The sequence below is a fragment of the Vibrio sp. 1F255 genome, from assembly GCF_041439145.1.
GTDB lineage: Bacteria > Pseudomonadota > Gammaproteobacteria > Enterobacterales > Vibrionaceae > Vibrio > Vibrio crassostreae_C.
Map to the genome: position 1 here is coordinate 1 of NZ_JBGONQ010000013.1, position 24,250 is coordinate 24,250.

Sequence of the window (24,250 nt, forward strand, 5' to 3'; positions counted from 1 at the left end):
AACATTACGTTAGACGGAATTTACGCTGAGCTTAGTGCTTAAGGTTCTGTCTATGAGGGGTAGTTGTAAGTTGAAGTGGTTATTATTAAAGATGAATAAATTTAGTCAAATGGCGTGCGAGAGATATAAAGTATTTAAGCCTGTTGTTATAGATAGGCTTCTGAATTTATACAGTAAGTTGTTATACGAAAATCATCATAGCTATACTTTTCGCAATCAAGAAGTTGCTGCTTGTGTTATATGCCTAACAAAAAAAAGATTTTGGCTTATCATGTTTTCGTTGTTTCCTACAGTTTTTATGTCCAGCGAAAGTCTTCAATATCCTTTGGTTTCATTGTATATATCAATAAATGCAGCAGGTATTTTTTATATTGTTTTTAATTTGTATCCAGAGGTAAAGCAGAACTTTCGGTCGGCTAAACAGGCGTATCTATTAATCTCAAACATCCGAAAACGTAGAGCTTGGCTGTACAGTGAGTTTTTTGATGTGAATTTCTTTACAGAAGCAAATCGATTCCTTTCAAAAGAGAAATTTTCTGAAATAATTGAAATGCTAAGAAAAGCAAATGGTTATAGGACAGAATCCTGTGGGAATAACGGAAAATCAGTTTATTATACGCTCACTCCTCCGTTAGCCATAGCTATCAAGAACAGGGAAATAAATGTTATCGGTTACGATGTGCAAACGCTACAGGATGCTTGTGTCCATATAGCGAGAGACAATCTCAAAGATATTAAAAAGCTTAAAGAAATTCCGAACATTTCAGCTTTGGCGTTATACGATGCGATAAGTTATCTAGAACGTGAAATGGAACTAATTTTGCCTAGAGCGTTAACGGGATTATATGAAAATGACCTTGTTTCATACTTTCTCTATGCACCAGATAAACTTAATTATTACGCTCAAAAAGAGTTGCCGTACTATGTAGGAGGTCGGTTTGACTTGAAATTTGAAGCAACAAAAGAAGAGTCAATGCTAGCACGAGAGCTTTCAACGAAATGTTTCGCACGCACCTAACAATCGCATCAACACGATTTACTACACTCGGCATCTCAGGTTGTCGGGTGTTTCTCGTTTTAAGGTGTCAATTTTTAAGTACAATTGCATAGTAGTAAACGTGTTATGCAGGCGTTGCATTATTGGAGAAATACTTGAAGAAAATATCAATAATCGAAGGCTGCTCATTGTTTATAGCGGCAATGGCAATGATAGCGACATTTTGGCAAGCAGATATTTCAGAAGAGCACAATCGTAGAAGTGTCGTTCCGTATATTGTTGTGGAACAACCAGAATTGAATGAGGATGGGAGCGTTTCCTTAGCTATTCGTAATGATGGGTTAGGACCTGCAATTATCACTGGCATCGACTTTCATTTTAATGATGACATGCTAACTCAACGAAATGAACTGAATTGGAAACAAGTAGCTTCAACGTTTGAAAAATCGACAGGTCATAGTACGAAAGATTATCCAGTAATGTTTTATGGTATGACGGGAAAAATTATCCTTTCTGCTGGAGAAGAGTTTGTATTGTTGTCCATTGATGAGAAGCATGTGAGTAACGATAGTGTTGGTTTTGCAGCGAGTTACTTTAACTACTTAAAGCCATCATTTTGTTACCGCTCTATATATGGTGATCTGTTCTTTACTAAAACCTCCAACGTGGAACGTCAAAAAGGCTCTTGTAATTTAGATGGTTCGGTGAATATTTTTGGTTCAGATATTAGATTTAAAGCTCCGTGGGATAAAGCTTTAAGTCACTCTGATATCTTTGGAGAATAATGCTAACTGTTTAAGACAGATTCCCAACGCATGGCATTTTTTATTCCATCGTTGGGTTTTGTGTTTACGGTGGTATGGTTAGGTTTCGTGGTGGCGTTGCTCACTACTTAACGCGGCTATAACACAAAATCAGGCTATTGCTCAAAATTGCTATTTGAACTATTATTTGTACATTAAATTGTACCATAGGGAGTTCAACATGAGCCGCATCCATTTTGATCAAGATATTCAGCCTTTGTCTGAATTTCGTGCTGGCGTGACGTCATTTATTAAACAGATTAACGAAACTCGCAGACCACTAGTTATCACACAACGTGGTAAGGGTGTTGCGGTTGTCCTTGATGTTGCAGAATATGAAGCAATGCAAGAGAAGATCGAGTTACTGGAAGAAATGCGTACTGCTGAAGCACAATTAGCTTCAGGTTTAGGTGTTTCCAATGAAGACGCTCGTGCTCAAGTATTGGGGCGCATTAAGAAATGAAAGTAGTCTGGTCACCACTAGCATTACAAAAGTTAGGTGATGCAGCCGAGTTTATTTCACTGGATAATCCAGTGGCGGCAGAAAACTGGGTTAATGAGGTTTTTGATAAAACTGATTTACTCTCAAGTATGCCTGACATGGGGCGAATGGTTCCTGAGCTGCCTCATACCAATTACCGTGAAATTTTGTTTGGTCACTATCGCATCATATATAGCCTTAGCCATGAAATTCGCGTCCTCACAGTACGAAATTGTCGTCAGATACTAACGGAAAGTGACGTGTAGCAATTGTGTTATAACAAGCAATTTAAGAGGGATTCACAACGCTTGGCACTTTTGCTCCTACTTCAACTTAAGTGTTTATGGCACAATGCGTTAGGTTTGGGTGGAGGCGTTGTTCACCCCTTAATTGGGCTAGTTGCCCAGAGGAAGTAATCAATCCATTGGGAACTTTTGTTTCTGGTGGAGTACGCGCATAATTCGGATAATGTCGCCTTCGATCCAATAGGAGACGATCATTGAAATCTCAGGAATTATAAGTAATTGCCCACGAATGCCGTCTCTCTGTACACCCATTAGAGGCTGCTCAAGCAAGTTTTCTACTTTTGTTTCAATGAGGTTGTCAGCGTTTTCTGCCGCATCAGGGTTGAAGTCATAGATAAACTCAAAGATCCTTTCACGATCATTGAGTGATTCTTCTTCCCATAAAATCATTGCTTACCTCGATTACGTATTCTGGCTTTGCGTTCTTCCATTCGAGATTTAGCAGTTTGGTGTTCAACGAAAACGGATTCTCCTGAGTCAAACTTCTCAAATGCTAGGTTTACTTGTTCAGTTAGCCATGCATCGTGAGATAATGTCTGTCTTTGTTGCTCAGCGAGTTGCTCAGTAAGCTCACGGCAAGCACCACTCAGTGTGCGACCTTGGCTCTCAGCCATCTGTTGAGCTAGGCGTTTTGTTTCTTCATCAACACGAAATTGAATTCTAGTGTCCATGATGTATTCCTTTATTGGTGTGTGTACAAATGTTAGCACTCACCTTTGAGATGGGCAACTGACAAGCTACTATGGCGCCAATAACTAACTTTTGGTGCTATGTTTCATCGCACATAGTCCCATATCTCATCAACCATTGCAGAACGTTAAATGATAGGTCACCACAATCTGTAGAGGAAAGTGCATTGAAGTTAACCAATAAACTCGTACGTTACCCGCACATTGATGTTGATCGTGCGTTTGAAAAAGAAGCTGAATTATTGCAGCAAATTCAGGCGGGTGAGATTGGGCAAGCCTTAATGTTGTGGCAAGCAAAAGCGCCGACACTTGTTTTGCCCGCAGGTAAAAAGTGGCCTGTGACCGTAGAGTCTAGAAAACAACTCGCGGCACAAGGTTGGCAACTCACCTCACGTAAAACAGGCGGCGCTCCCGTTCCCCAACTGCCGGGGATCATTAACTTATCGCACATTTACCATTGGCCTCGTGATGAAGCCTACAACATCCAAAAAGCGTATCTACATCTGTGCAATGTCTTAACCCTGTTTTTTAAAGAACTGGGCATCGATGTGGATGTACACGCGACTCCCGGTTCTTATTGTGATGGTGACTACAACCTCAATATCAATAAACAAAAAATAGTGGGCACGGCGCAGCGTGTTTTGCTTAAACAAGGGGGCGGCCAAATCGTACTTTCGCAAGCTTGTATCTTGTTGGATGTCGACCTAGAGAACATCGTTGCACCCGTAAATTTTTATAATCAAGTTTGTGGCAATCCAACCGTGGTGGACGCGCAAGTTCATACTCCGTTGTCCGCACATCTGACAACTCTACCCAACGTAGACTCACTCTTTCAGCAGTTAAGCCAAGCTTTCATCAAGCATGCGTGATACCAACCTTTCGTTAACGCCATGCTAATTTGTCGGATGGGTTGAACTTAAGGCGGTGAGAACTTTATAATGTTACTTGTAACATAATAAAGAGTTCAAATAGTTATGACAGAACAGCAGAAGAAAACTCGAACCACACTTCAAGATGTTGCAGACAAAGTGGGGGTCACAAAGATGACCGTCTCTCGTTACATGCGCAATCCCGATTCAGTCGCAGCCAAAACTCGCGTTAAAATTGCAGCGGTTATTGAAGAGATGGGATACATCGAAAACAAAGCGCCAGCTATGCTCTCTAAATCGTCGAGTAAAGCGATCGGTATCTTGCTCCCTTCGTTATCAAACCAAATCTTTGCCGCGTTTGTTCAAGGTATCGAAACGGTTACTAAAGAGAATGGCTACGAGACGTTGCTTGCTCACTTTAGCTATGATGCTGTGGAAGAAGAGGAAAAGATTGCTTCGCTGCTTTCGTATCAAGTTGATGGGTTGATATTGACGGAAAGCCACCACACCCCCCGCACGTTACAGATGATCAAGAATTCAGGTGTTTCTGTTGTTGAAACGATGGAACTCCCAACCAATCCGATCGATATGGTTGTTGGCTTGGACCATATTGATGCTTCTTACCATGTCGTGAAGCGAATGATTGAAGCTGGTAAACGCTCTATTGCTTACTTTGGCGCTCGATTGGATGCGCGAACCAAGTTGCGTTTGCAAGGCTATGACAAAGCGATGTATGAGGCTGGATTAGAGCCTAAACACGTGTTGACTGAACAGCACTCTAACTTCTCTTTGGCTGAAGATCTGCTTGATCGCGCTCTTGCGGATTACCCAGATCTAGATGGCGTGTTCTGCACCAATGATGACATCGCGATAGGTACCTTGCTCATTGCCCAGCAACGTGGAATCCAAGTGCCGCAACAGCTATCTGTGGTGGGCTATAACGCGTTAGATATTGGTCAAACCATACGCCCAAAACTGACTAGCGTGGATACGCCACGTTATGAAATAGGTAAGAAAAGTGCCGAGCTACTGCTTGCCCGATTGAAAGGTGAGCCAGTCACGGAAACGGTAGTGGATATGGGCTATCGCATCACGGATGGCGAAAGCGTTTAACCAAGTATCGTGGAAACGGAAAGGGGCATCGAAATGATGCCCCTTTTGCTTTTACATTTAAGCGATGACACAGTTAGACGATAAAACTCGCCCCTTGTTCTGCACTCGAAACGCTTTGGCGCATCACGCTAAATAGGTTGCGCCCCATGGTTTGCTGGTTAGCGTCTACCTCAAACACCTTCGCTTGGCGAGACTGCATGTCGTTGAGGTTATTGAGTTCGCCACTCGCGCAATCTAAGCGCAGGATATCGCCTTCGCAAACAAGCCCAATAGTTCCTCCTCGAATAGCCTCTGGTGAGACATGAATCGCGGATGGGATCTTTCCTGAGGCTCCGGAAAGACGACCATCGGTAACCAGAGCTACTTTGAAACCTTGTTTCTGTATATTGCCTAGAATCGGCATAAGCTTGTGCAGTTCAGGCATACCGTTCGCAGCTGGGCCATTGTTTATTACCACAACAATGCAATCTTTGTTGAGTTCACCTCGTTGATACGCGGCTTCTACCTTATGTTGGCAATCAAAAACTGCCGCAGGTGCTTCTATTACACGTTGCTCTTCTGCAACCGCTGACACTTTAATCACTGCGTTGCCAAGGTTCCCTGAAAGGACTCGCGTTCCGCCTGTGCTTTGGAATACCTGTTCTTGGCCTGCAATTACCTCTGCATCTGCCGACTGTTTGCACTTTTTCCACGTTAGCTTTCCATTTTCAAGTTCTGGAATACTCATTTGATCTTCAAACGAGCCAAAGGTAGGTGTGACATCTCGGTGCAGTAAGTTGGCTTGATCTAAACGGCGTAACAGCGCGGGAACTCCTCCTGCCGCTTGGAACGCATTCATATCTGCTGGGCCGTTGGGATAAACTCGAGCAAGTAAAGGCACCACATCGGATAGATCGCTGATGTCTTGCCAAGTCAGAATAAATCCTGCTGCGCGTGCTACCGCGACCATGTGAATGCTGTGGTTGGTACTGCCACCTGATGCGAGTAGGGCAACAATGCCATTGATTAAGCTTTTAGCGGTAAAGACTTCAGAAAGTGGGCGGAAGTTTGCGGCTTGTGGTGTCATTGAAGCAATTTCAATGGCGGCATGCTGAGTGAGTGATGCGCGCAATTCAGAGTCAGGGTGAATAAACGCTGAGCCCGGAAGCATCAGCCCCATCGCTTCAAATACCAGCTGATTGGTATTGGCTGTGCCGTAAAAAGTGCAGGTGCCCGCTGAGTGATAAGCGTTGCACTCCATGTCCAGCAAGGCACTTTTTCCTACCTTGCCAGCCGCGTACTCTTGGCGAATGTGTACTTTCTCATCATTGCTGATGCCCGTTGCCATCAAGCCTGCCGGAACAAAGGCAGTTGGTAGATGCGCAAAAGAGAGCGCGCCCATCAGTTGTCCTGGAGCTATCTTGTCGCAAATGCCAAGCAATAGGGTTGAATCAAACACGTTGTGACTCAGTGAAAGAGCGGTCGATTGAGCAATCAAGTCCCTTGAAAACAAAGACATATCCATGCCTGGTTGGCCTTGAGTTACCCCATCGCACATCGCGGGAACACAGCCCGCTACTTGAGAGGTGTGGCCGAACTTAGCTAACGCCTTTTTGATCTGATCTGGATAGTGTTGATACGGCTGGTGAGCGCTTAACATATCGTTGTAAGAGCTGATTAACGCCACATTGGATTTAGTGAGATCAAGAATCGAGCGTTTCTCATCGGAGCAAGAAGCTGCGACAGCATGAGCCAAGTTGCCGCAAGAAAGCCCTTTACCACCTTTGCCATCAGAGGCTTGGTGTTGGGTTCGGTTTAGAAACGCTTCATGAGTCTCTTTGCTTCGTTCAATTAATCGTTGAGTCACCGCTTGGATGGTTGGAAGGGTCATGCTGTTTCTGCCTCATCAGTCATTGAAAGCACAATCGCAGCACAGTCCACAACGTCATCAATATCGCCATCAATGCTGATGACAACCGTATCTGGCTCGTGATCGGGTCTTTCTAATGTTTCGAACTGGCTTTTAATCATGTTCTCTTTCATGAAGTGGCCTTGGCGCTGACGCATTCGATGCAAGATCAGGTCAATGTTGCCATCTAAAAAGAGAAAGGTGAGGTTTTTGTTCCCTTCGCGAATTTGGTCGCGGTACTTCTTCTTCAACGCAGAACACACAATAATGCCGTGCTCATTTTTACTTTCTAGGCTGTACGCTGCATCACGAACGCGTTCCAGCCATGGAATGCGATCATCATCATTAAGAGGTTGGCCTGACGCCATTTTTTGAATGTTTGCTCGAGGATGAAGGTCGTCACCATCAATGAACTTACGCCCAAGTTTTTTTGCCAACTGCTCGCCTATCGTGCTTTTCCCACAAGCACTGACACCCATGACGATGACACTACTACCAGCCATAACTCAATCCTCTTAACAAATTTGCGCGTGATCTCAATTTTGAACATCGCTTGTAAATATGGCTTTATCTTATAAGCGTTACCGGTAACATGTTACCGGTAACTTAAGGAAGTGTGATGAAGGACACAAAACAACAATTCACAACAATTCACAACAATTGTGATTGTTTTTGCATCCTACTGACGGAAAATTAGTCACATCTCACTATATTCGCGTTTAAAAATCACTGGAAAGAGATCTTTGGGGGATAAAATGGCCAACGATTACCGCGCAATTGCGAAATCTGTTGTTGAGCATCTTGGGGGCAAGACAAATGTGGCTGCCCTAACACACTGTATGACTCGACTACGATTCGTTTTACACAGCCAAGATGGCGTCGATATTAACAAGCTAAAAGCACTGAAAGGTGTGATGGGTGTTGTTGATAATGGAGACAAAGTACAAGTTATCATTGGTAACGAGGTATCGTATGCATACAAAGAAGTGATGGCGCTTTGTGAGCTATCCACTGTATCTGAGTCAGAGGTTCCTGCTAAAAAAGAGAAGCTAACGGCTAAGTCAATTGGTGCGAAAATGTTGGACGCACTGGTTGGTACCATGTCGCCTCTTATCCCAGCAATCATTGGCGCTTCAATGGTCAAACTGCTCGCCATGGTACTTGAGATGCTGGGCTGGGTTGAGCCAAATGCACCTACCTTGATTATCTTGAAAGCGATTGGCGATGGCGCCTTCTTCTTCCTACCGGTTATGGTTGCCGCTTCCGCATCGATCAAATTCAAGACTAATATGTCTCTTTCCATTGCGATTGCCGGTGTCTTAATCCACCCGAACTTTATGGAATTGATGGCGCAAGCAGCAGAAGGCAAGCACGTTGATTTCTTCGGTATCCCAATCACGTCAGTGAAATACACCTACACGGTTATTCCTGTACTTGTGATGACTTGGGCTCTTTCTTACATAGAACGTTGGGTAGATAGCATTACCCCTGCTGTGACTAAAAACTTCCTGAAACCTATGCTTATCGTATTGATTGCAGCTCCGGTTGCTATCGTACTTATCGGTCCATTTGGTATTTGGGTTGGTACTGCACTTTCAGCGCTTGTTTACACAATTCATGACACATTAGGTTGGTTGTCGGTTGCTATCATGGGCGCACTGTGGCCTCTACTTGTTCTTACTGGTATGCACCGTGTATTTACTCCAACGATTATTCAAACCATTGCTGAGACGGGTCGTGAAGGTATGGTTATGCCTTCAGAAATCGGTGCCAACCTCGGTATGGGTGGTGCGTGTCTGGCTGTTGCTTACAAAACCAAAAACAGCGCACTAAAGCAGACATCATTAGCCGCAGGTGCTTCAGCTATCTTCGCCGGTATCTCTGAGCCTGCATTGTACGGCGTGCTTGTTCGTCTGAAACGTCCACTTATCGCAACAATGATTACTGGTTTTATCGTAGGTGCATTAGCGGGCATGGGTGGCCTTGCGAGTCACTCGATGGCAGCACCAAGCTTGTTTACGAGTGTTCAGTTCTTCGATGTGAATGACCCAATGAGTATCGTTTGGGTGTTCGGTCTGATCGCATTGTCTATTGTTCTGTCATTTGTTCTAACCCTAGTTTTAGGCTTTGAAGATGTTCCAGAAGATGATGCCGATGAGAAAGCAACTTCAGAGTCAGCAAACAAAGAAGCTGGTAAGGCAGAAGACAAGCCGACAGTAGTGTCCGCGTCTTAATTAGAATTGATTAATTTATTCAGTCACCTTACTTCAGCGTAAGGTGACTTTTATTGTTTCCGAGGTATTCGATGTCAAACATTCAATTTCCCGAAGATTTCTTATGGGGCGGCGCTATTGCTGCAAACCAGTCTGAAGGCGCTCACTTAGCGGGTGGTAAAGGCCTAACAACCGTAGATATGATCCCTTATGGTGAGAACCGCATGCCAATTAAGCTTGGTCAGGTTGATAAGGTGACGCTCAGCGAAGACGAGTTCTACCCAAGCCATAACGCGATAGACTTTTATCACCGTTACAAAGAAGACATCGCCTTGCTGGCAGAGATGGGATTTAAAGTCTTCCGCGTATCCATCGCTTGGAGCCGAATCTTTCCAAAAGGTGACGAGCTAGAGCCGAACCAAGCTGGCTTAGATTTTTACCGTGATGTTTTTGAAGAGTGTAAGAAATACGGTATTGAGCCGCTCGTTACCTTGTGCCATTTCGATGTGCCTATGCACTTGGTCAACGAGTATGGTTCGTGGCGTAATCGTAAGATGATTGAGTTCTTTAGCCGTTACGCGAGAACCTGTTTCGAAAACTACAAAGGCTTGGTGAAATACTGGTTAACTTTCAACGAAATCAATATTTTACTAGCGAGCCCGTTTTCTGGTGCTGGATTGTTGTTTCAGGAAGGCGAAAATCACGATCAAGTGAAGTACCAAGCAGCTCACCATGAGCTAGTAGCAAGCGCTTTGGTAACCAAGATTGCCCATGAAGTTGATGAGCAAAACCAAGTGGGTTGTATGCTGGCGGGCGGTAACTTCTATCCATATTCATGTAAGCCAGAAGATGTGCTGATGGCTATGGAAAAAGACCGCGAGAACCTGTTCTTTATCGATGTTCAATCGCGTGGTTACTACCCATCTTATGCTCAAAAAGTGTTTGATAACAAAGGTGTGGTGCTTGAAACACAAGATGAAGATTTCGAGATTCTAAAGAACACCGTCGATTTCATTTCTTTCAGTTATTACGCTTCACGCTGTGCTTCCGCTGATATGAATGCAGGAAATACGAGTGCAGCGAACGTCGTTAAGTCCATCAAAAACCCTCATCTTCCAGCAAGTGATTGGGGCTGGGTCATTGACCCTACAGGTCTTCGAATTACGATGAACACACTCTATGACCGTTACCAGAAACCACTTTTCTTGGTAGAAAATGGCTTAGGTGCTCGTGATACCTTGGATGACAATGGAGAAGTGAACGATGATTACCGCATTGATTACCTTCGTCAGCACATTGTTGCGATGCATGAAGCAATGGAAGACGGTGTACCATTGATGGGTTACACACCTTGGGGTTGTATCGATCTTGTTGCGGCGTCGACCGGAGAGATGAGCAAGCGCTATGGGTTTATCTACGTGGACAGAGACAACCTAGGCAATGGTACGTTAAATCGTATTCCTAAAAAGTCATTCCACTGGTACAAAAAAGTGATCGCAAGCAACGGCAGCGACTTGGCTTAATTTGTCTGTTTGATAATGAGAGAAATGAACAATGAAAACAATTGAACAGCGACTCAGAGATATTCGCATCGTTCCGGTGATCGCCATTAATGACGTTGCTCAGGCTGTGCCGCTTGCGAAAGTACTGGTTGAAAATGGCTTGCCTTGTGCTGAAGTGACATTTCGTACAGAAGCGGCAGCAGAGTCGATTCGTTTGATGCGTGAAGCTTACCCTGAGTTACTGATTGGCGCAGGTACTGTGCTGACTACAGAGCAGGTGGATACTGCCATTAATGCGGGTGTTGATTTCATTGTCAGCCCAGGTTTGAATCCAACCACAGTCAAATACTGTCAGCAAAGAGGGGTTACGATTGTTCCTGGAGTGAGTAACCCAAGCTTGGTTGAACAAGCAATGGAAATGGGGCTTAAGACACTAAAGTTCTTCCCTGCCGAGCCATCTGGCGGTGTCGCAATGTTGAAAGCGTTGACGGCTGTTTACCCGGTTAACTTTATGCCTACAGGCGGTGTAAGCCCAGCGAACGTTGAGTCTTACTTAGCACTGAAATCAGTCGTTGCCTGCGGTGGAACTTGGATGGTACCGACAGACAAAATGGACAAGGGTGATTGGGATGGAATCGCAGAATTAGTCCGAGCGGTCGGCTCCAGATAGTTCGATAGAGAGATACATAGCTAGAAAATGAAAGGGCCAGCTGACACTGGCCCTTTTTGTGGCTGCTTCAAACGATGTAGAGGTTACTCGTTACCAAGCAAAGGTTTTAATGACGTTTTGCTTAGTGATTGGGTTATGCGCGATGTCTTGATTTATCTTATCAAGAAACGGCTTACGAGCCTGAGGCAACATGCCACGCATTGGTGAGATGTTATTGCCGTGGTCACCCCAGTAGTAGCAATCGAAATCTTCTAGGTTTTCGAGCAAGTATTTTTCTTCTTCCAGAATCTGCAATGGCGTTGGTAAAACAAACTCGCCACGATTTACTTCTTTTTCCAATACCGATCCCGGTTGAACGGCTAAAGCCATCGGTGCAATCGCATCTGGCTGCATGATGTTCAACAAGCTGGTGGTATTAATCGCATGCTCTGTAGAACGCTCTTTGCCGCCAAGGCCAAAGATGAAAGAAGCCAGTACCTTGATGTCTGCTTCACGGGCTAGGTTCATTCCTTCAATCGCATGCTCACGCGTCATGCGCTTTTGAATGCGTTCAAGCAAAATTGGGTCACCGGACTCCAAGCCTGAATAGGCCATGCTTAAACCTGCCGACTTAATCTCTTTTAATTCAGACAAGCTCTTACGACGGAAGTCATTGAACCCTGAATACAGAGAGATGTTCTTGATCTCTGGGAAGGTGATCTTGATGTAATCCAGAATCGAAATCAGCATCTCGGTTCTAATCGCCATCACATTACCATCGACCAAAAAGATAGATTCAACATGCGGGTAGATTTTTCTCGCCGCATCAATATCTTCAAAGATGTCTTTGATGTCTCTTACTTTGAAACGCTTATCATCAAACATCGTGCAGAAGGTACACTGGTTATTACTGCACCCCAATGTTGTCTGGATGAGTACGCTCTCTGCTTCCATCCAAGGACGATAAACTTTACCTTCAAAACGCATAAATGCTCCTCGGCCGTAGCCTGTGTTGTTTCGACGGGGGCAAGTTTAGCAATCTGCATCTTGGGTGATAATTGGGCAAAGCGGGGAATCAGTATTAAAGAAATCTTAATAATCGAAAGAGCGCGCAGTTCTTTGTCTGTATAGATAGAACTGCGGCTTGGATTGTGTGTGGTGGTGGGGGGGGAGTGTTAGTGGTCGTTTTTTACTAATGAATGATCAGTGCGTAACGCACAGCTTTTCTTCGAGTAATTGATTAAGCACTGTCACCAGCTTGTGGTTCTTAGTGTTGTCTAATGCGTCGGCGTGCGGGTCTTTGAACAACCCAGAATCATTATCAAAATATTGACCAGAAGCGTTGGCAAACTCATCACTGAGCGCAGCACGACAAAGAATATCGGCTCCAATCGCAAGGTCGTTGCCATCAACGCCATAAGCATCTTTCACTAATTTACTACCAAGGAAAGAAGCTGGGTTTACAGGGATAATTGCGGTGCCTTTGTCTAAAAGAGTATTGGCTAATTCGATGGACCACATCGTTAGCGCCAGCTTACTTTGCGCGTAAACCGGACCATCAAGTTCGCCCGCATTCGGACTGATTAATGCATCTAGATCTACGGGTGCTTGGGCTGCTGAAGATAGGTTGACGATACGACCTGTCGCATCAAAAAGAGGAAGCAGCTTTTGTGTCAGTAGATACGGCGCAATGGTGTTTACGACAAAACGCACATCAAGATTGTCTGGAGTGGTGATGTCCGACACTTTATACACACCTGCGTTGTTAATGAGTATATCGAGTCGTTTGTGATCGCTTTTGATTTGGGTTGCGAGCGCCTCAACTTCAGAGAGCGTCGATAGGTCTGCGATGTAGCTTTCGATGATTGCATTCTTAGACAGGCGAGACAGAGCGGTCACGACTTTATTGACCTTAGCTGGGTTGCGGCCATGAATTAGAACATGGTGCCCTTGCTGCGTTAGTGCTTTTGCGGTCTCTAAACCAATGCCATCCGTGGCACCTGTGATCAGAATTATTTTTTGCATATTCCGTCCTTCAAAAAATAGTTTGAACAACGTTGTTATAACAAAGATTAATGACACATAGTTGCATTTGGCTCACAAGCTGAAGACTCAAATGTGAGTCTATGGGGCAAATAATGACCATTTTAACACTTGGTGGTTAACCGTTGGCGTTTAACGATTAAGTAAGACAATGGGTCAGTTTGTGACTGACCCAAATTAAGAGAAGTGACCGAGTTATTTGATGTCTTGAACGTTCATAACCAGAGTTTCCCAGCTACGTTGGTTTTCCATATCGTGCTCTAGGCCTTGCTCATCGGCAATTTGGTAGCGCTTAACCGCAGGGGTTTTGCTCGTAGCTTGATACAACCAATAAGCTTCCGCTTTGAGTGCTTCGGCTTCGTCAGCATCAAAGTCTCTTGCCCTTGAACATTCACAGTACCGAAGTCAAAAGTGACGGTAAGAATTCCATCCTCGGCTTGAGCTTTAAACGTTGTATAACCTTGATATACCATTTCCATATTCCTTCTGAGAGATTTCATTTCAGCCTATTCAGTGTGAATGCGACCTAAATTCAGGCTAACGAGGAATGTTCGAACCAACAATTAACCATTAAACGAAACACTATTAACGAATTATTAAGAGTGTTGATGAGTTTAGTAATTTCATTTTATTCAATATCTTAGCTTCTTGTTCTAGCGTTGAAGGTATCTTGCTAATTCGATTGTCAACGAAATCTAAAAACTCATTCCTTGTCTGGCGCTCTTATCCTTTTCATTTAGCTTCGTATACTGCTCAACTAGGTAATTAGCCCCAAGGTACAGACAAGAGTGAACCGACTTATGCAGATGAGATCCGCGACTTTGAAAACCATTATTGAGAAAACGCTGCCACTGACGCTGGGTGTGTTTGCGATCATGATGGTTCAATTGGTCGATTCGATCTTTATTGGTCAGCTAGGGGTGAATGAATTGGCGGTTCACGGTATCACCTTGCCATTTCAAGCAGCGTTTACCGGGGTTCAAGTGGGCATCGGTGTGGCGGCAACGTCCATTATTTCTCAAGCGGTAGGGGCAAAAGAACAACGTAAATCTACTTCAATTGCGACGCTGTCGGTTGGATTTGGAGTGTTGGTGATTGCTTTGATCTGCATAGGGCTGATTGTTTTTAGCGATTCTGTTTTTGCGTCGTTTGTGAATGATGTCTCTGACGCTCAATACCAATCCATGCTGTCTATTTTTAATGTGTACTGGCCACTGTGGTTGTTCAGTGCATTGATGGTGGCGGTGCTTTATCTGGCCACCTGCGTTTATCGTGCCAATGGCGATACCAAAACAACCGGAAGCATGTTCTTGGCTGCTAGCGTGATTAACCTAATTCTCGACCCTATTCTGATCTTTGGATTGGATATGGGCATCGCAGGGGCGGCGATCGCATCGAGCATTGGCTACGCTTTCGGCGCAATCTACATGCTAATCAAGTCTCGCGGCAAAGGTTGGTTTGGCTTCAATGGCGCGTGCAGTAACCGAATCAAAGGCTACAGTTTTGAGTTATTCAAGACGGTAATGCCAACCACTGCGAATCAGATATTACCTGCGGTCAGCGCGTTCTTCTCAATGCTATTGATTGCGAGAATCGGAACCGATGAGATGGCTTTTTGGAGCTTACTCGCCCGTGTTGAAAGTTTTATGCTGGTGTTTTCTCTTGCTCTGACGATGTCTATCCCGCCTATGATTGGTCGTTACCTAGGGGCGCAGCAGCGATGCAAAATCCCTGAGCTATTGAATACAACAGCGAAGTTCTTATTGGTTTTCCACACCGTGATGGCAACATTGTTGGCGCTGTTTAGTGGCTGGATTATTCCTGTTATCTCGGAAGAACAAAGCATACGCAGCTGGTTTGAAGTGACCTTGTTATTTATACCGTTCAGCTATGGGCCGCTTGGGCTTTGCATGTTGGTTGCGTCGGTCTTTAATGCCTTGGGTGTGCCGCGTAAAGCTTTGAATGTCTCTTTCCTACGCTTGTTTGTTTTCTACATTCCCGCTTTATGGATCGGCTCGATAACCGGAGACATGGTCAATGCGGTTATTGCTGCGACAGTCGCCAATGTTTTAGCGGGCGCTTTTGCATGGTTTAAGCTTAATGCCTATATTAAAACTCACATTATTCCCCGTGCCGCTGCGGCCAATAAGCAGCGTGTACTCAGCGCAGGCTAGCCATTATTGATGAACATTGAACATCTAAAATTGTTTGTGCGACTCGCGTCTACGCACAATATAGGTCAAGCAGGACAAGAGCTTGGGTTGTCACCTCCGGTAGCCAGTATTCATATCGGAAAACTCGAAGAGAGCCTAGGTGCTATCCGCGTCGATCACGGTGAAGCGGTAAGGGATGTATGTGTCGATGGCTTGGGCATTGCCATGTGCGCGAGTTGGATAGCATACAAGCAGCTCGCGGAAGGTTCGCTGGTTGAGGTGTTGCCGGATTACCCTTTAAAGGATGAGGCGGCTATCTGGGCGGTATACCCGAGTGCTCAGTTACTTGCACCAAAGGTGCGCGTATTTATCGATTACTTTGTTCAATATTATGGTTCACCTTCTTATTGGGATTGCGACGTAAACGGTCAAGCTGAGTAGCTATCAGCTTCAGTAAGAGTAGCGTTCAAGAAGCACTCATTGATAACAAATAAGAAAGCCCCGACCAAAAGGTAGGGGCTTGTTTTTATGTTCTTTATAGAACGTTTTTCTAGCTAACTGCTGTTGTTTTTATTTAGTGTATCTGGCGTTTAATGAGCGTGTACCGCTGAATCTTGGTATAGCTCTGCATCAACTTCTTCGCCTTTGTTTGGACGCGGTACAATCTCAAAAGAGGTGTCAGCTTCTGTCAGTGAAGACAGCAGTTTGTTAAGTGATGTCTTATCACCTTTCACGCCTGCTTGTCCGTCTTCTAACAGTTTTCCAAGGCTTGTTTTCTTAAGCACGATGTCAGACACGTCAGACTTATTGATGATCAGTGTTGTATCGGCGTCTTGCAGCTCTGATACTTGGATGTTGTTCAGGTTGCCGTTAGACATCTCAACGTAGTAGAACTCTTTTACATCAGGCAACTGAATATTCAATGTAAATGGTGTTTCTTGTGCTTTTAGCGAATCCACTTTTACGGCTAAGTAATCGAGTAGGTTTTCAATCGTCATGTTCGCTAACACATCCGGAGATGCAGTTTTCGGTGCGCCCGGTTGTGTGCCAATACGAAGCTCTTGAGCGCCGGTTAGGTAGATGTTTCTCCAACCTGCACCTTCTGATTGATAACCCAACTGCTCGTATGTATCTGCCAATAAGCCACGTGCAACTTTGTTCTCTGGCTCAGCTTGAATCACCTTATTCAGTGCTGTTGCAATGAAGCGGTATTCACCTTCTTGGAAATCTTGCTGCGCTTTTTCAATCACAGCGTCGCTGCCGCCCATGTACTCAACAAACTTCACTGACTCTGGCTTGATTGGTAGTGGGTTTAGGTTAGCTGGGTTCATGTCGAAGTAACCAAGATACATGTTGTACACAGCGCGAGCATTGTGAGAGTAAGTACCGTGGTAACCGTTGGTGTGCCAAGACTGTTGGATGCTGTCTGGCATGACCTTGTAAATCTCGTCACCGATGTCTTGCAGAACCACGCCGTTATTGGCTAAGCGAAGCGTTTGGTTATGAGTAAAACCGTAAGCGTCACGCTGCATTTTTAGGTAATCAGAGATCTCTTGTTCGCCCCAGATTGGCGATGAGTGAGACGCAAACAACACCTCTGTTTCTTCACCCCAAGTGATTAACATCTCGTTGATCTTCTTAGACCATTTCAAGCCGTCACGTACTTTAGCGCCACGCAGCGTGTACAGGTTGTGCATGCCTTGGTAGGTCAGTTCGCCAGTCCAAAGTGCTTTCATGCTTGGAATATACGTCACCATTTCAGAGGCCGCTTCGGTACCTGAAGCATCCATGAATTGCATTTCTAGGCCGTCAATAACCAGAGTTTCAATCTCTTCGTTATGGTTCAGCTCGTAGTCTGGCAGTACGTAAGTAATGCTACCGGTTGATAGGCCTTTCGACAGTGCAGCATCAACAATACCGTGCTCGTGTCGGTTCAGGGTTGCACCATACTGATAAGCGGTACGACGAGACATTGCATTACCCGCCAATACGTTTTCGTCGACGATCTCTTTAGTAATGTTTTTCGAACCGTACACTTTTACATCTGGGTATGCGTCTTTGATTGCTCTTGCGCCACCAAAGTGATCAGCGTGCGAGTGAGAGTAAATCATAGCAACGACGGGCAGTTCGCCGCCATCAGGCACATTGCTCTTGAAGAATTTGAGTGATTTAGCGGCCGCTTCTTTGGTAAGAAGAACGTCGTAAGCGATCCAACCGTTGTCACTACGAATGAAAGAGATAGACGCTAAGTCAGCACCTCGAACTTGGTAAACTTTACCCGGAACAACTTCATATAAGCCTTCTGCTGCTTGGTTCAATACCGCTTGGCGCCACAGTGAAGGGTTTACTGAATCTGGTGCTTGGTCTGCATTCGTCACACTTGGGTCGATAAAGTTAAAGCTATTGCGAATGATGTCGCCCGTCTCTTGGTCGAAGCTAGCAATAAGACCCTTGTTGTTATTGTCGAAAGCGCGAGTGTCGGCAAAGTTAAGTGTTTTTGCGAACTCTTGGTTTGCCTTAGTCGTCATCTCGGTTGCGCTTTTGCCACCTTGGTCGCCAATTTCGCTGAAGTGTGCGTGGTCATGGTTAGCTGCAACTGCAGGGAATGCGAGCGAGATAGCTAGGAACAGTGATGCATTTTTGAACGTGCGTGAAGTCGTCATAAGAGCCTCTTCATTTCAGAATTTTGTTTCGTTGAGGCGATTATAGGAATAAGACATATAGCAAAAAATAAAGTAAGCTTTATTTAATACATCACGATTGGCTATGTATTGAGTCATGCAATGGTTGGGGAACGAAGGCGAATCCTGACCTATGATTGATTAAGACCACATTGACAGGGAGAGTAACGGTGAGCGACGTGGAAAAGTTGGATTTAAATCTATTGAGCGTGTTCTTAGAAGTGTATCGATTAAAGTCGATCACGCTTGCATCAGAATCGCTTGGTATGACTCAGCCTGGGGTTAGCGGGGCATTGAAGCGATTGCAATCTCAGCTTGATACCGACCTGTTTATTCGTGAAGGGCGTGGGATTATTCCGACTAACGCTGCGGTGCAATTGGCAGACCGAGTAGAGCCTGCTCTAGAAGGGATAAGCAGCGCAGTAAGCACTTTAAAGACATTTGATAATCAGCAGCATCATGTGTTTCGTATCCTGGTGAATGAGATTGGATTAACCAAGCTTCAACCTCTCGTCGAGCAAGATGAGACGTTGGGCAATATCTCGATTGAATTCAATATGGTGCCGAACAACGAAGAAGAATTATTGCAAGGCTTGAGCATGCAACAAGCTGATTTAGCGATTGATATCCATTACCCGCAAGTTAACGGCTACATGAAGCAGCCGATGATTGAAGATGAGTTGGTGCTGATAGCTCGAAAGGGGCATCCGAGAATCAATGGCTCTGTGACGCAAGAGCAATATTACAACGAAAAGCATGTTACTTTTAGAATGCGTCGAACCCGTTTATACACGGCAGATTATTTTACCAAGTCGCCACTGAAACAGAGAAAAGTGAGTGCCGAGTGTGACTCGCTGATGACCATGTGTGTGCTGGTATCGGGCTCAGATTGTGTCGGCAGTACATCGCGTGATTTTGCCAATCAATTTTCCGAATCCTTCCAGCTTCAAGTCCTTGATCAGCCGTTTGAAATCTTACCTATGCAGCAATACATGATTTGGCATAAAAGAACCGATTTGAACCCTGCTCATCAGTGGCTGAGAAACAAGATTCAGCAATATATGGCTGATTAACGAGCCGCTCTTGCTGCTCGTTTCTGTTTGGCGCTCTCTATCATCTTAGAAGGCGTCATTCCTGTCACCAACATGGTGCCGGTGATAACCAGAATTGAACCAACAATCGTATTGATGCCAATTGCTTCATCTAAGAATAAGTTACCCCATAGAATACCAAATACCGGAATGATGAAGGTCACGGACAGGGCTGAAGGTGCGCCGAGTTCAGAGACGAGATTGAAGTAAAGTAGATACGCTAACCCAGTACATACCGCGCCTAATAAGACAACCGATGTAGTGATCGTAACGTCGGGTGTTTCTCTCATCGGAATAAAGAATACAAACGGCAAAACCAGCAATACCGCAGCCCACATGCTGCCATGAGCATTGTTGAATGCCTCAACTTTAGGGGCTTGTTTGGTATAGTTTGACGCTATTCCGTAGCTAAAGGCCGCCATCACTGCTGCAAAGATAGGAAGCATAGCCTCACGGCCAATGTTCATCGCATCCCAACCGACTAACACGCCAACTCCTGTTACCCCAATCCCAAGTCCCAATAGAACTTTCGCCTCGAGTGCTGTTTTGGTCCATATTGCACCAATGATTGCCGCCCATATTGGCGCGGTAGAGTTCAAGATGGCGAGTGTCGAGGCGTTAAGTGTCTGCGCGGCATAAGCGAAAAGCAAAAAAGGAAGTGTGGTGTTAAACAGGCCGAGAATGAAGAAGTGTTTTGCGTGATCATGAAAAGAGAGCTTCTTTTTTAAATAGAAAGAAACTAAAAGCAGAGTAAGTGCTGCAAACAGAACTCGCGCTTCAATTAAGACTGCGGGCCCTAATGGATTGGCGGCCATTCTCATGAAAAGAAACGAGCCTCCCCATATAGCCGCAAGTAGTATCAGTTTTAAAAAGCTCACAGTTTGAATCTCAGATTGTGTAAAACCTGACTATGGAGGAAAGATAACTATTACACAAACATAGATGCCAATACTGTGCAGTTATGGACATAAAATCGAGCCCGTTAATCAGGAACAATTTCGATGAATTTCGTTCTGTTTATTGTTCCTTATTTGATGAGTAATCTAGTGTTAGACATCAAACTTAGGCAAACAAAATGAAGATTGAACACATCGCAATTTGGACCAAACAACTCGAAGTACTGAAGCGATTTTATGAAGATTATTTCGGCGCGACATTGAACTCAAAATATCACAACCCAACTAAAGGGTTTTCTTCATACTTCCTCTCGTTTGATACGGGAAGTCGTTTAGAGATTATGGAAATGGACTCTGTCCCTGAATCGAAAGACGACATCTATGACCAGTTCACAGGCTTCATTCACATGGCGATATCATTAGGTTCGGAACAGGCGGTCGATCAACTGACTCAACACTTGGTCGAAGACGGCTATGAGCGCTTAGATGGCCCAAGAAGAACAGGCGATGGCTATTATGAGAGCTGTGTACTCGATCCGGATGGTAATCGTTTGGAACTTACCGTTTAATGTAGAGACTTAATTGAGTTACTCATCTACTAACGGAACTGAGGTATGACAATGATGAAGCTTGCTGTGACTTTCCTTTTTAGTCTTGGGCTTATGGGATGTGCTACCTCAGAACCGGTGTATGAGCAGGAGGCGGACTCAAAGCTTGAACCATCACAACCCATAGGTTACCTCGGTTTTAAAGCTCACCAAGAGTGGGCGATTCAATTCAATGATTGCACGGTCTACGATTTAATCGGTGCACAACCTTACCAGTGGTTTGATCGCACTTCAGCCTCTGTGAGCTGTTATACGTTTAAGCCAAACGATGCCATCGAGCCTTTATCTGTCTATGCCGACGCAAACTTCGACAGCAATAAGCTAGCCCCGATTAACCTATTTCAAGAGCTGCAGGTATCAGAGTCTGGCTGGGGCAAGTTTCCTGCCGTCTATGAGACCAACGGTACCAATTGGCTGAAAGTCAAAGAGGGTTGGATTCACCTCACACTAGCCGATCAGACACTCGTTCAGTTCTACCCTGGCACTCAAGACCAATCTGGCAAATCACTGCATGATCAGTATTTTGAACAGCATTGATCGTAATGCTGACTGTTGATTAGTCTTTAGATCGATCAAAAAAGATCTTTTAACTGTTGCTGAAACCGGTTTCAATCTGTATCTTTGCTTTTATTGAAATCGATTTCAGAGTTGTAATTGCAGCTCAAATTCTGATCTTTTTCACGAATAACTTGTAGTGAGTAATGGTATGAACAACGAATTTTCGAACGATTTTTTATGGGGCGGTGCAGTAGCAGCACATCAACTAGAAGGCGGCTGGGATGCGAATGGCAAGGGTGTGAGTGTCGTCGACGTATTAACAGCGGGTGCTCATGGTGTACAACGTCGAATTACCGATGGTGTGATTGATGGCGAAAACTACCCCAACCAAGTCGCAGTGGATTTCTACCATCGCTATAAAGAGGACATTAAGCTATTCGCTGAGATGGGCTTTAAGTGCTTTAGAACCAGTATCGCTTGGACGCGTATTTTCCCAAATGGCGATGAAGCCGAGCCGTGTGAAGCGGGTTTAGCGTTTTACGATGACTTGTTTGATGAGCTGTTGAAATACGACATTCAGCCTGTGGTAACGCTGAGCCATTTTGAAATGCCTTACCACTTAGCCAAAGAATACGGCGGTTGGATGAACCGTAAAGTGATCGACTTCTTCGTTAAGTACTCAACTACGGTGATGGAACGCTACCAGCACAAGGTGAAGTACTGGATGACGTTCAATGAGATAAATAACCAGATGAATACTTCGGCAGACATCTTCGGTTGGTTATGCTCTGGCGTGAAGTTCCCACAATGTGAAAAGCCGCAAGAGGCGATGTATCAAGCGGTTCACCACCAGTTTGTGGCAAGTGCTTTAGTGGTTAAGAAAGGTCACGAAATTAACCCAGATCTTCAAATCGGTGCAATGTGTGCGATGGTGCCTTTCTACCCTCGTTCTTCAAAGCCAGAAGACATCATGGTGGCACAGCAAGCGATGCGTGATCGTTACTTCTTCTCGGATGTGATGGTGCGTGGTCACTACCCAAATTACGCCAAGTGTGACTGGGCAATCAAAGGCTTCAACATTGAAATGCAGCCTGAAGATGAGCAAATCTTGAAAGAAGGTAAAGCGGATTACCTTGGCTTTAGCTACTACATGTCGAATACCTTGGATTCTTCTTCTCACCAATCGACTGAAGAAGCGATGGACGGCGGTCATGAAAACTCGGTCGATAACCCGTTTATCCAGTCTAGCGATTGGGGCTGGCCAATTGACCCAACAGGTTTGCGTTTCTGTTTAGCGTCTCTGTATGAACGTTATGAAGTGCCATTGTTCATCGTTGAGAACGGTTTTGGCGCGGTTGATACCATTGCAGAAGATGGCAGCATTAATGACGACTACCGTATCGCTTACCTTGGCGACCACATCAAAGAGATGAAAAAAGCCGTTGCGATTGATGGTGTTGATTTGATGGGTTATACCCCTTGGGGCTGTATCGATTTAGTGTCGTTCACCACCGGCGAGATGAAAAAACGTTACGGATTCATTTACGTAGATAAGCATAACGATCAATCTGGCTCACTAGAACGCAAGCGAAAAAAGTCGTTTGAGTGGTATAAAGGCGTGATTGCATCTAACGGTGCCACTATTTAGAATGCATTTCCCAGCGCAGTTATGTGAACTGTGAGCTGTCATTTTGCAATGAATTAGTCGGCCTATGTCGGCTAATTTTTTATAAAGGAAGAGAAGCCAATGGTAACCATGCTTGATGTCGCGAACCGCGCAGGCGTATCTAAATCGACCGTTTCTCGTGTCTTAAATGGCAAGAACATCGTGCGCCCAGATGTGGTGAAAAAGGTATTTGATGCGATTCAAGAAACAGGTTATCGACCGAACTTGTTGGCTCAGCAATTGGCGACCAAGAGGACCAATTTCATCGGCTTTGTAATCACCAATGAGTTGTTCAATGGCCCTTACTTTTCTTCCTTGATGTATCACGCGGCTTCTTATAGCGAAAAGTCGAATCACCAACTGGTGATCACCGATGGCAAACACAGCGCTGAAGACGAAATAAAGGCGATCAACTTCCTGCTGGATATGAAGTGCGCGGGCATCATCATCTACCCACAGTGCTTAACCGAAAGTGAGATTGCAAAGATCATCGAAAGCACTGACACACCGATTCTGGTACTCAACCGGGAAATGCCGTCGAAGCCTAATCATGCCATTACCACCGACCACTATCAGAGCGCTTGTTTGATGGTTGAACACATCATCGAGCAGGGTCATACCGATATTGCTGTGATTCGTGGTAAAGCCGGTTCTTCGACCGATGAGTTGCGTTACCAAGCCTATCAAGATGTGTTAACTAAGCAGGATATTGCATTAGATGAGTCCAAAGTTGTTCAAGGTGATTGGACGATGGAGAGCGGTTATCACGCGGCTCAGGCTTTGGCAAAAAGCAGAACCACATTCACTGCTATCTTGTCTGAAAACGATGATATGGCGATTGGTGCGATTAAGGCGTTAACCGAACTTGGGTACTCATTGCCTCAAGATGTTTCGATCGTCGGCTTTGATAACAGCAAAGTGGGGGCGTTTTTAACGCCAAGCTTAACGTCTGTGAGTGTACCATTAGAGCAAATGACGCAAAAGGCGATCCTGCAAATTGTCGGTGAAACAGAGCAAGCGACCACCATCAATACCACTGGTAGTTTGGTGTTACGTGATTCGATAGCGAAGCTAAATTAGCACTGTTCGAATTTCATATTTTACC

General features: G+C 44.8%; 24 protein-coding genes and 1 pseudogene. 16 read left to right on the forward strand and 9 right to left on the reverse strand.

Going from position 1 to position 24,250, the window contains the following annotated elements; all coding sequences use genetic code 11:
* The first annotated feature begins 70 nt into the window (after positions 1 to 70).
* The 4 genes from ACED41_RS09440 (at position 71) to ACED41_RS09455 (ending at position 2,547) form a co-directional block, all read left to right on the forward strand.
* Complete coding sequence (locus ACED41_RS09440; protein WP_141707911.1) at positions 71 to 1,018, forward strand: hypothetical protein; 948 nt, start codon at positions 71 to 73, stop codon at positions 1,016 to 1,018.
* Positions 1,019 to 1,152: 134 nt separating this feature from the next.
* Complete coding sequence (locus tag ACED41_RS09445) at positions 1,153 to 1,782, forward strand: hypothetical protein (RefSeq protein ID WP_371724864.1); 630 nt, start codon at positions 1,153 to 1,155, stop codon at positions 1,780 to 1,782.
* A gap of 199 nt (positions 1,783 to 1,981) precedes the next feature.
* Positions 1,982 to 2,263: a type II toxin-antitoxin system Phd/YefM family antitoxin gene (locus ACED41_RS09450; RefSeq protein WP_011080399.1), complete on the forward strand. Its 282-nt coding sequence runs from the start codon at positions 1,982 to 1,984 to the stop codon at positions 2,261 to 2,263.
* Positions 2,260 to 2,547, forward strand: coding sequence for a type II toxin-antitoxin system RelE/ParE family toxin (locus ACED41_RS09455; RefSeq protein ID WP_017064044.1), 288 nt, complete (start codon positions 2,260 to 2,262; stop codon positions 2,545 to 2,547). The genes ACED41_RS09450 and ACED41_RS09455 overlap by 4 nt, the downstream gene beginning before the upstream one ends.
* Before the next feature lie 150 nt (positions 2,548 to 2,697).
* Here ACED41_RS09455 and ACED41_RS09460 read toward each other — a convergent pair whose 3' ends face one another.
* Together ACED41_RS09460 and ACED41_RS09465 are read right to left on the reverse strand one after the other, a co-directional pair.
* Positions 2,698 to 2,976 (reverse strand): type II toxin-antitoxin system mRNA interferase toxin, RelE/StbE family, encoded by a 279-nt coding sequence (locus ACED41_RS09460; RefSeq protein WP_017064043.1) that lies wholly within the window; start codon positions 2,974 to 2,976, stop codon positions 2,698 to 2,700.
* Positions 2,973 to 3,257 carry a hypothetical protein gene (locus ACED41_RS09465; RefSeq protein ID WP_017059448.1) on the reverse strand — a complete coding sequence of 95 codons (285 nt, stop codon included), beginning with the start codon at positions 3,255 to 3,257 and terminating at the stop codon, positions 2,973 to 2,975. Before ACED41_RS09465 ends, ACED41_RS09460 begins: the two co-directional genes overlap by 4 nt.
* A 185-nt stretch (positions 3,258 to 3,442) precedes the next feature.
* Here ACED41_RS09465 and ACED41_RS09470 point away from each other — a divergent pair, with 185 nt between their 5' ends.
* Both ACED41_RS09470 and ACED41_RS09475 read left to right on the forward strand, forming a co-directional pair.
* On the forward strand, positions 3,443 to 4,144 hold the full coding sequence (locus tag ACED41_RS09470; RefSeq protein WP_017059449.1) for a lipoate--protein ligase A: 702 nt from the start codon (positions 3,443 to 3,445) through the stop codon (positions 4,142 to 4,144).
* A gap of 105 nt (positions 4,145 to 4,249) precedes the next feature.
* Positions 4,250 to 5,257 carry a LacI family DNA-binding transcriptional regulator gene (locus ACED41_RS09475; RefSeq protein WP_017059450.1) on the forward strand — a complete coding sequence of 336 codons (1,008 nt, stop codon included), beginning with the start codon at positions 4,250 to 4,252 and terminating at the stop codon, positions 5,255 to 5,257.
* A 73-nt stretch (positions 5,258 to 5,330) separates the two neighbouring features.
* Here ACED41_RS09475 and edd read toward each other — a convergent pair whose 3' ends face one another.
* Both edd and ACED41_RS09485 read right to left on the reverse strand, forming a co-directional pair.
* Positions 5,331 to 7,127, reverse strand: coding sequence for a phosphogluconate dehydratase (gene edd / locus ACED41_RS09480; RefSeq protein WP_371724865.1), 1,797 nt, complete (start codon positions 7,125 to 7,127; stop codon positions 5,331 to 5,333).
* Positions 7,124 to 7,648 carry a gluconokinase gene (locus ACED41_RS09485; protein WP_017059452.1) on the reverse strand — a complete coding sequence of 175 codons (525 nt, stop codon included), beginning with the start codon at positions 7,646 to 7,648 and terminating at the stop codon, positions 7,124 to 7,126. The genes edd and ACED41_RS09485 overlap by 4 nt, the downstream gene beginning before the upstream one ends.
* Before the next feature lie 252 nt (positions 7,649 to 7,900).
* Between ACED41_RS09485 and ascF the strand changes: the two genes are divergently transcribed.
* From ascF to ACED41_RS09500, 3 genes are all read left to right on the forward strand, one after another.
* A complete protein-coding gene (ascF, locus tag ACED41_RS09490; RefSeq protein WP_017064040.1) occupies positions 7,901 to 9,379 on the forward strand; it encodes a PTS cellobiose/arbutin/salicin transporter subunit IIBC in 1,479 nt (492 codons plus the stop codon).
* Positions 9,380 to 9,450: 71 nt separating this feature from the next.
* Positions 9,451 to 10,881, forward strand: a complete 1,431-nt coding sequence (locus ACED41_RS09495; RefSeq protein WP_017067568.1) for a 6-phospho-beta-glucosidase — start codon at positions 9,451 to 9,453, stop codon at positions 10,879 to 10,881.
* A 31-nt stretch (positions 10,882 to 10,912) separates the two neighbouring features.
* Entirely contained in the window at positions 10,913 to 11,530 is a 618-nt protein-coding gene (locus ACED41_RS09500) for a bifunctional 4-hydroxy-2-oxoglutarate aldolase/2-dehydro-3-deoxy-phosphogluconate aldolase (RefSeq protein ID WP_065583747.1), read from the forward strand.
* A gap of 90 nt (positions 11,531 to 11,620) precedes the next feature.
* Here ACED41_RS09500 and ACED41_RS09505 read toward each other — a convergent pair whose 3' ends face one another.
* The 3 genes and pseudogenes from ACED41_RS09505 to ACED41_RS09515 all read right to left on the reverse strand — a co-directional run.
* Complete coding sequence (locus tag ACED41_RS09505) at positions 11,621 to 12,496, reverse strand: radical SAM protein (RefSeq protein ID WP_371724866.1); 876 nt, start codon at positions 12,494 to 12,496, stop codon at positions 11,621 to 11,623.
* A gap of 216 nt (positions 12,497 to 12,712) precedes the next feature.
* A complete protein-coding gene (locus ACED41_RS09510; protein ID WP_102320416.1) occupies positions 12,713 to 13,534 on the reverse strand; it encodes an SDR family NAD(P)-dependent oxidoreductase in 822 nt (273 codons plus the stop codon).
* 213 nt (positions 13,535 to 13,747) lie between these two features.
* Positions 13,748 to 13,906, reverse strand: a pseudogene (locus ACED41_RS09515) (enoyl-CoA hydratase/isomerase family protein); the annotation flags it as partial.
* 446 nt (positions 13,907 to 14,352) lie between these two features.
* Here ACED41_RS09515 and ACED41_RS09520 point away from each other — a divergent pair.
* Positions 14,353 to 15,726, forward strand: a complete 1,374-nt coding sequence (locus ACED41_RS09520) for an MATE family efflux transporter (protein ID WP_017064035.1) — start codon at positions 14,353 to 14,355, stop codon at positions 15,724 to 15,726.
* Between the two features lie 9 nt (positions 15,727 to 15,735).
* Positions 15,736 to 16,146, forward strand: coding sequence for a LysR family transcriptional regulator (locus ACED41_RS09525; protein ID WP_371724867.1), 411 nt, complete (start codon positions 15,736 to 15,738; stop codon positions 16,144 to 16,146).
* 149 nt (positions 16,147 to 16,295) lie between these two features.
* On the opposite strand, the gene ACED41_RS09530 is transcribed toward ACED41_RS09525, so the two are convergent.
* On the reverse strand, positions 16,296 to 18,368 hold the full coding sequence (locus ACED41_RS09530) for an alkyl/aryl-sulfatase (RefSeq protein WP_371724868.1): 2,073 nt from the start codon (positions 18,366 to 18,368) through the stop codon (positions 16,296 to 16,298).
* A 188-nt stretch (positions 18,369 to 18,556) separates the two neighbouring features.
* On the opposite strand from ACED41_RS09530, the gene ACED41_RS09535 reads away from it, so the two are divergent.
* Positions 18,557 to 19,459, forward strand: coding sequence for a LysR family transcriptional regulator (locus ACED41_RS09535; RefSeq protein ID WP_017059462.1), 903 nt, complete (start codon positions 18,557 to 18,559; stop codon positions 19,457 to 19,459).
* On the opposite strand, the gene ACED41_RS09540 is transcribed toward ACED41_RS09535, so the two are convergent.
* Positions 19,456 to 20,355, reverse strand: coding sequence for a DMT family transporter (locus tag ACED41_RS09540; RefSeq protein ID WP_017059463.1), 900 nt, complete (start codon positions 20,353 to 20,355; stop codon positions 19,456 to 19,458). The genes ACED41_RS09535 and ACED41_RS09540 overlap by 4 nt on opposite strands.
* A gap of 197 nt (positions 20,356 to 20,552) precedes the next feature.
* Between ACED41_RS09540 and ACED41_RS09545 the strand changes: the two genes are divergently transcribed.
* The 4 genes from ACED41_RS09545 (at position 20,553) to ACED41_RS09560 (ending at position 24,225) form a co-directional block, all read left to right on the forward strand.
* A complete protein-coding gene (locus tag ACED41_RS09545; RefSeq protein WP_017064032.1) occupies positions 20,553 to 20,942 on the forward strand; it encodes a VOC family protein in 390 nt (129 codons plus the stop codon).
* Positions 20,943 to 20,993: 51 nt separating this feature from the next.
* Positions 20,994 to 21,518 (forward strand): hypothetical protein, encoded by a 525-nt coding sequence (locus ACED41_RS09550; protein WP_029236398.1) that lies wholly within the window; start codon positions 20,994 to 20,996, stop codon positions 21,516 to 21,518.
* Between the two features lie 169 nt (positions 21,519 to 21,687).
* A complete protein-coding gene (locus ACED41_RS09555; RefSeq protein ID WP_371724869.1) occupies positions 21,688 to 23,127 on the forward strand; it encodes a 6-phospho-beta-glucosidase in 1,440 nt (479 codons plus the stop codon).
* A 99-nt stretch (positions 23,128 to 23,226) separates the two neighbouring features.
* Entirely contained in the window at positions 23,227 to 24,225 is a 999-nt protein-coding gene (locus ACED41_RS09560) for a LacI family DNA-binding transcriptional regulator (protein WP_371724870.1), read from the forward strand.
* The last annotated feature ends 25 nt before the right edge of the window (positions 24,226 to 24,250 follow it).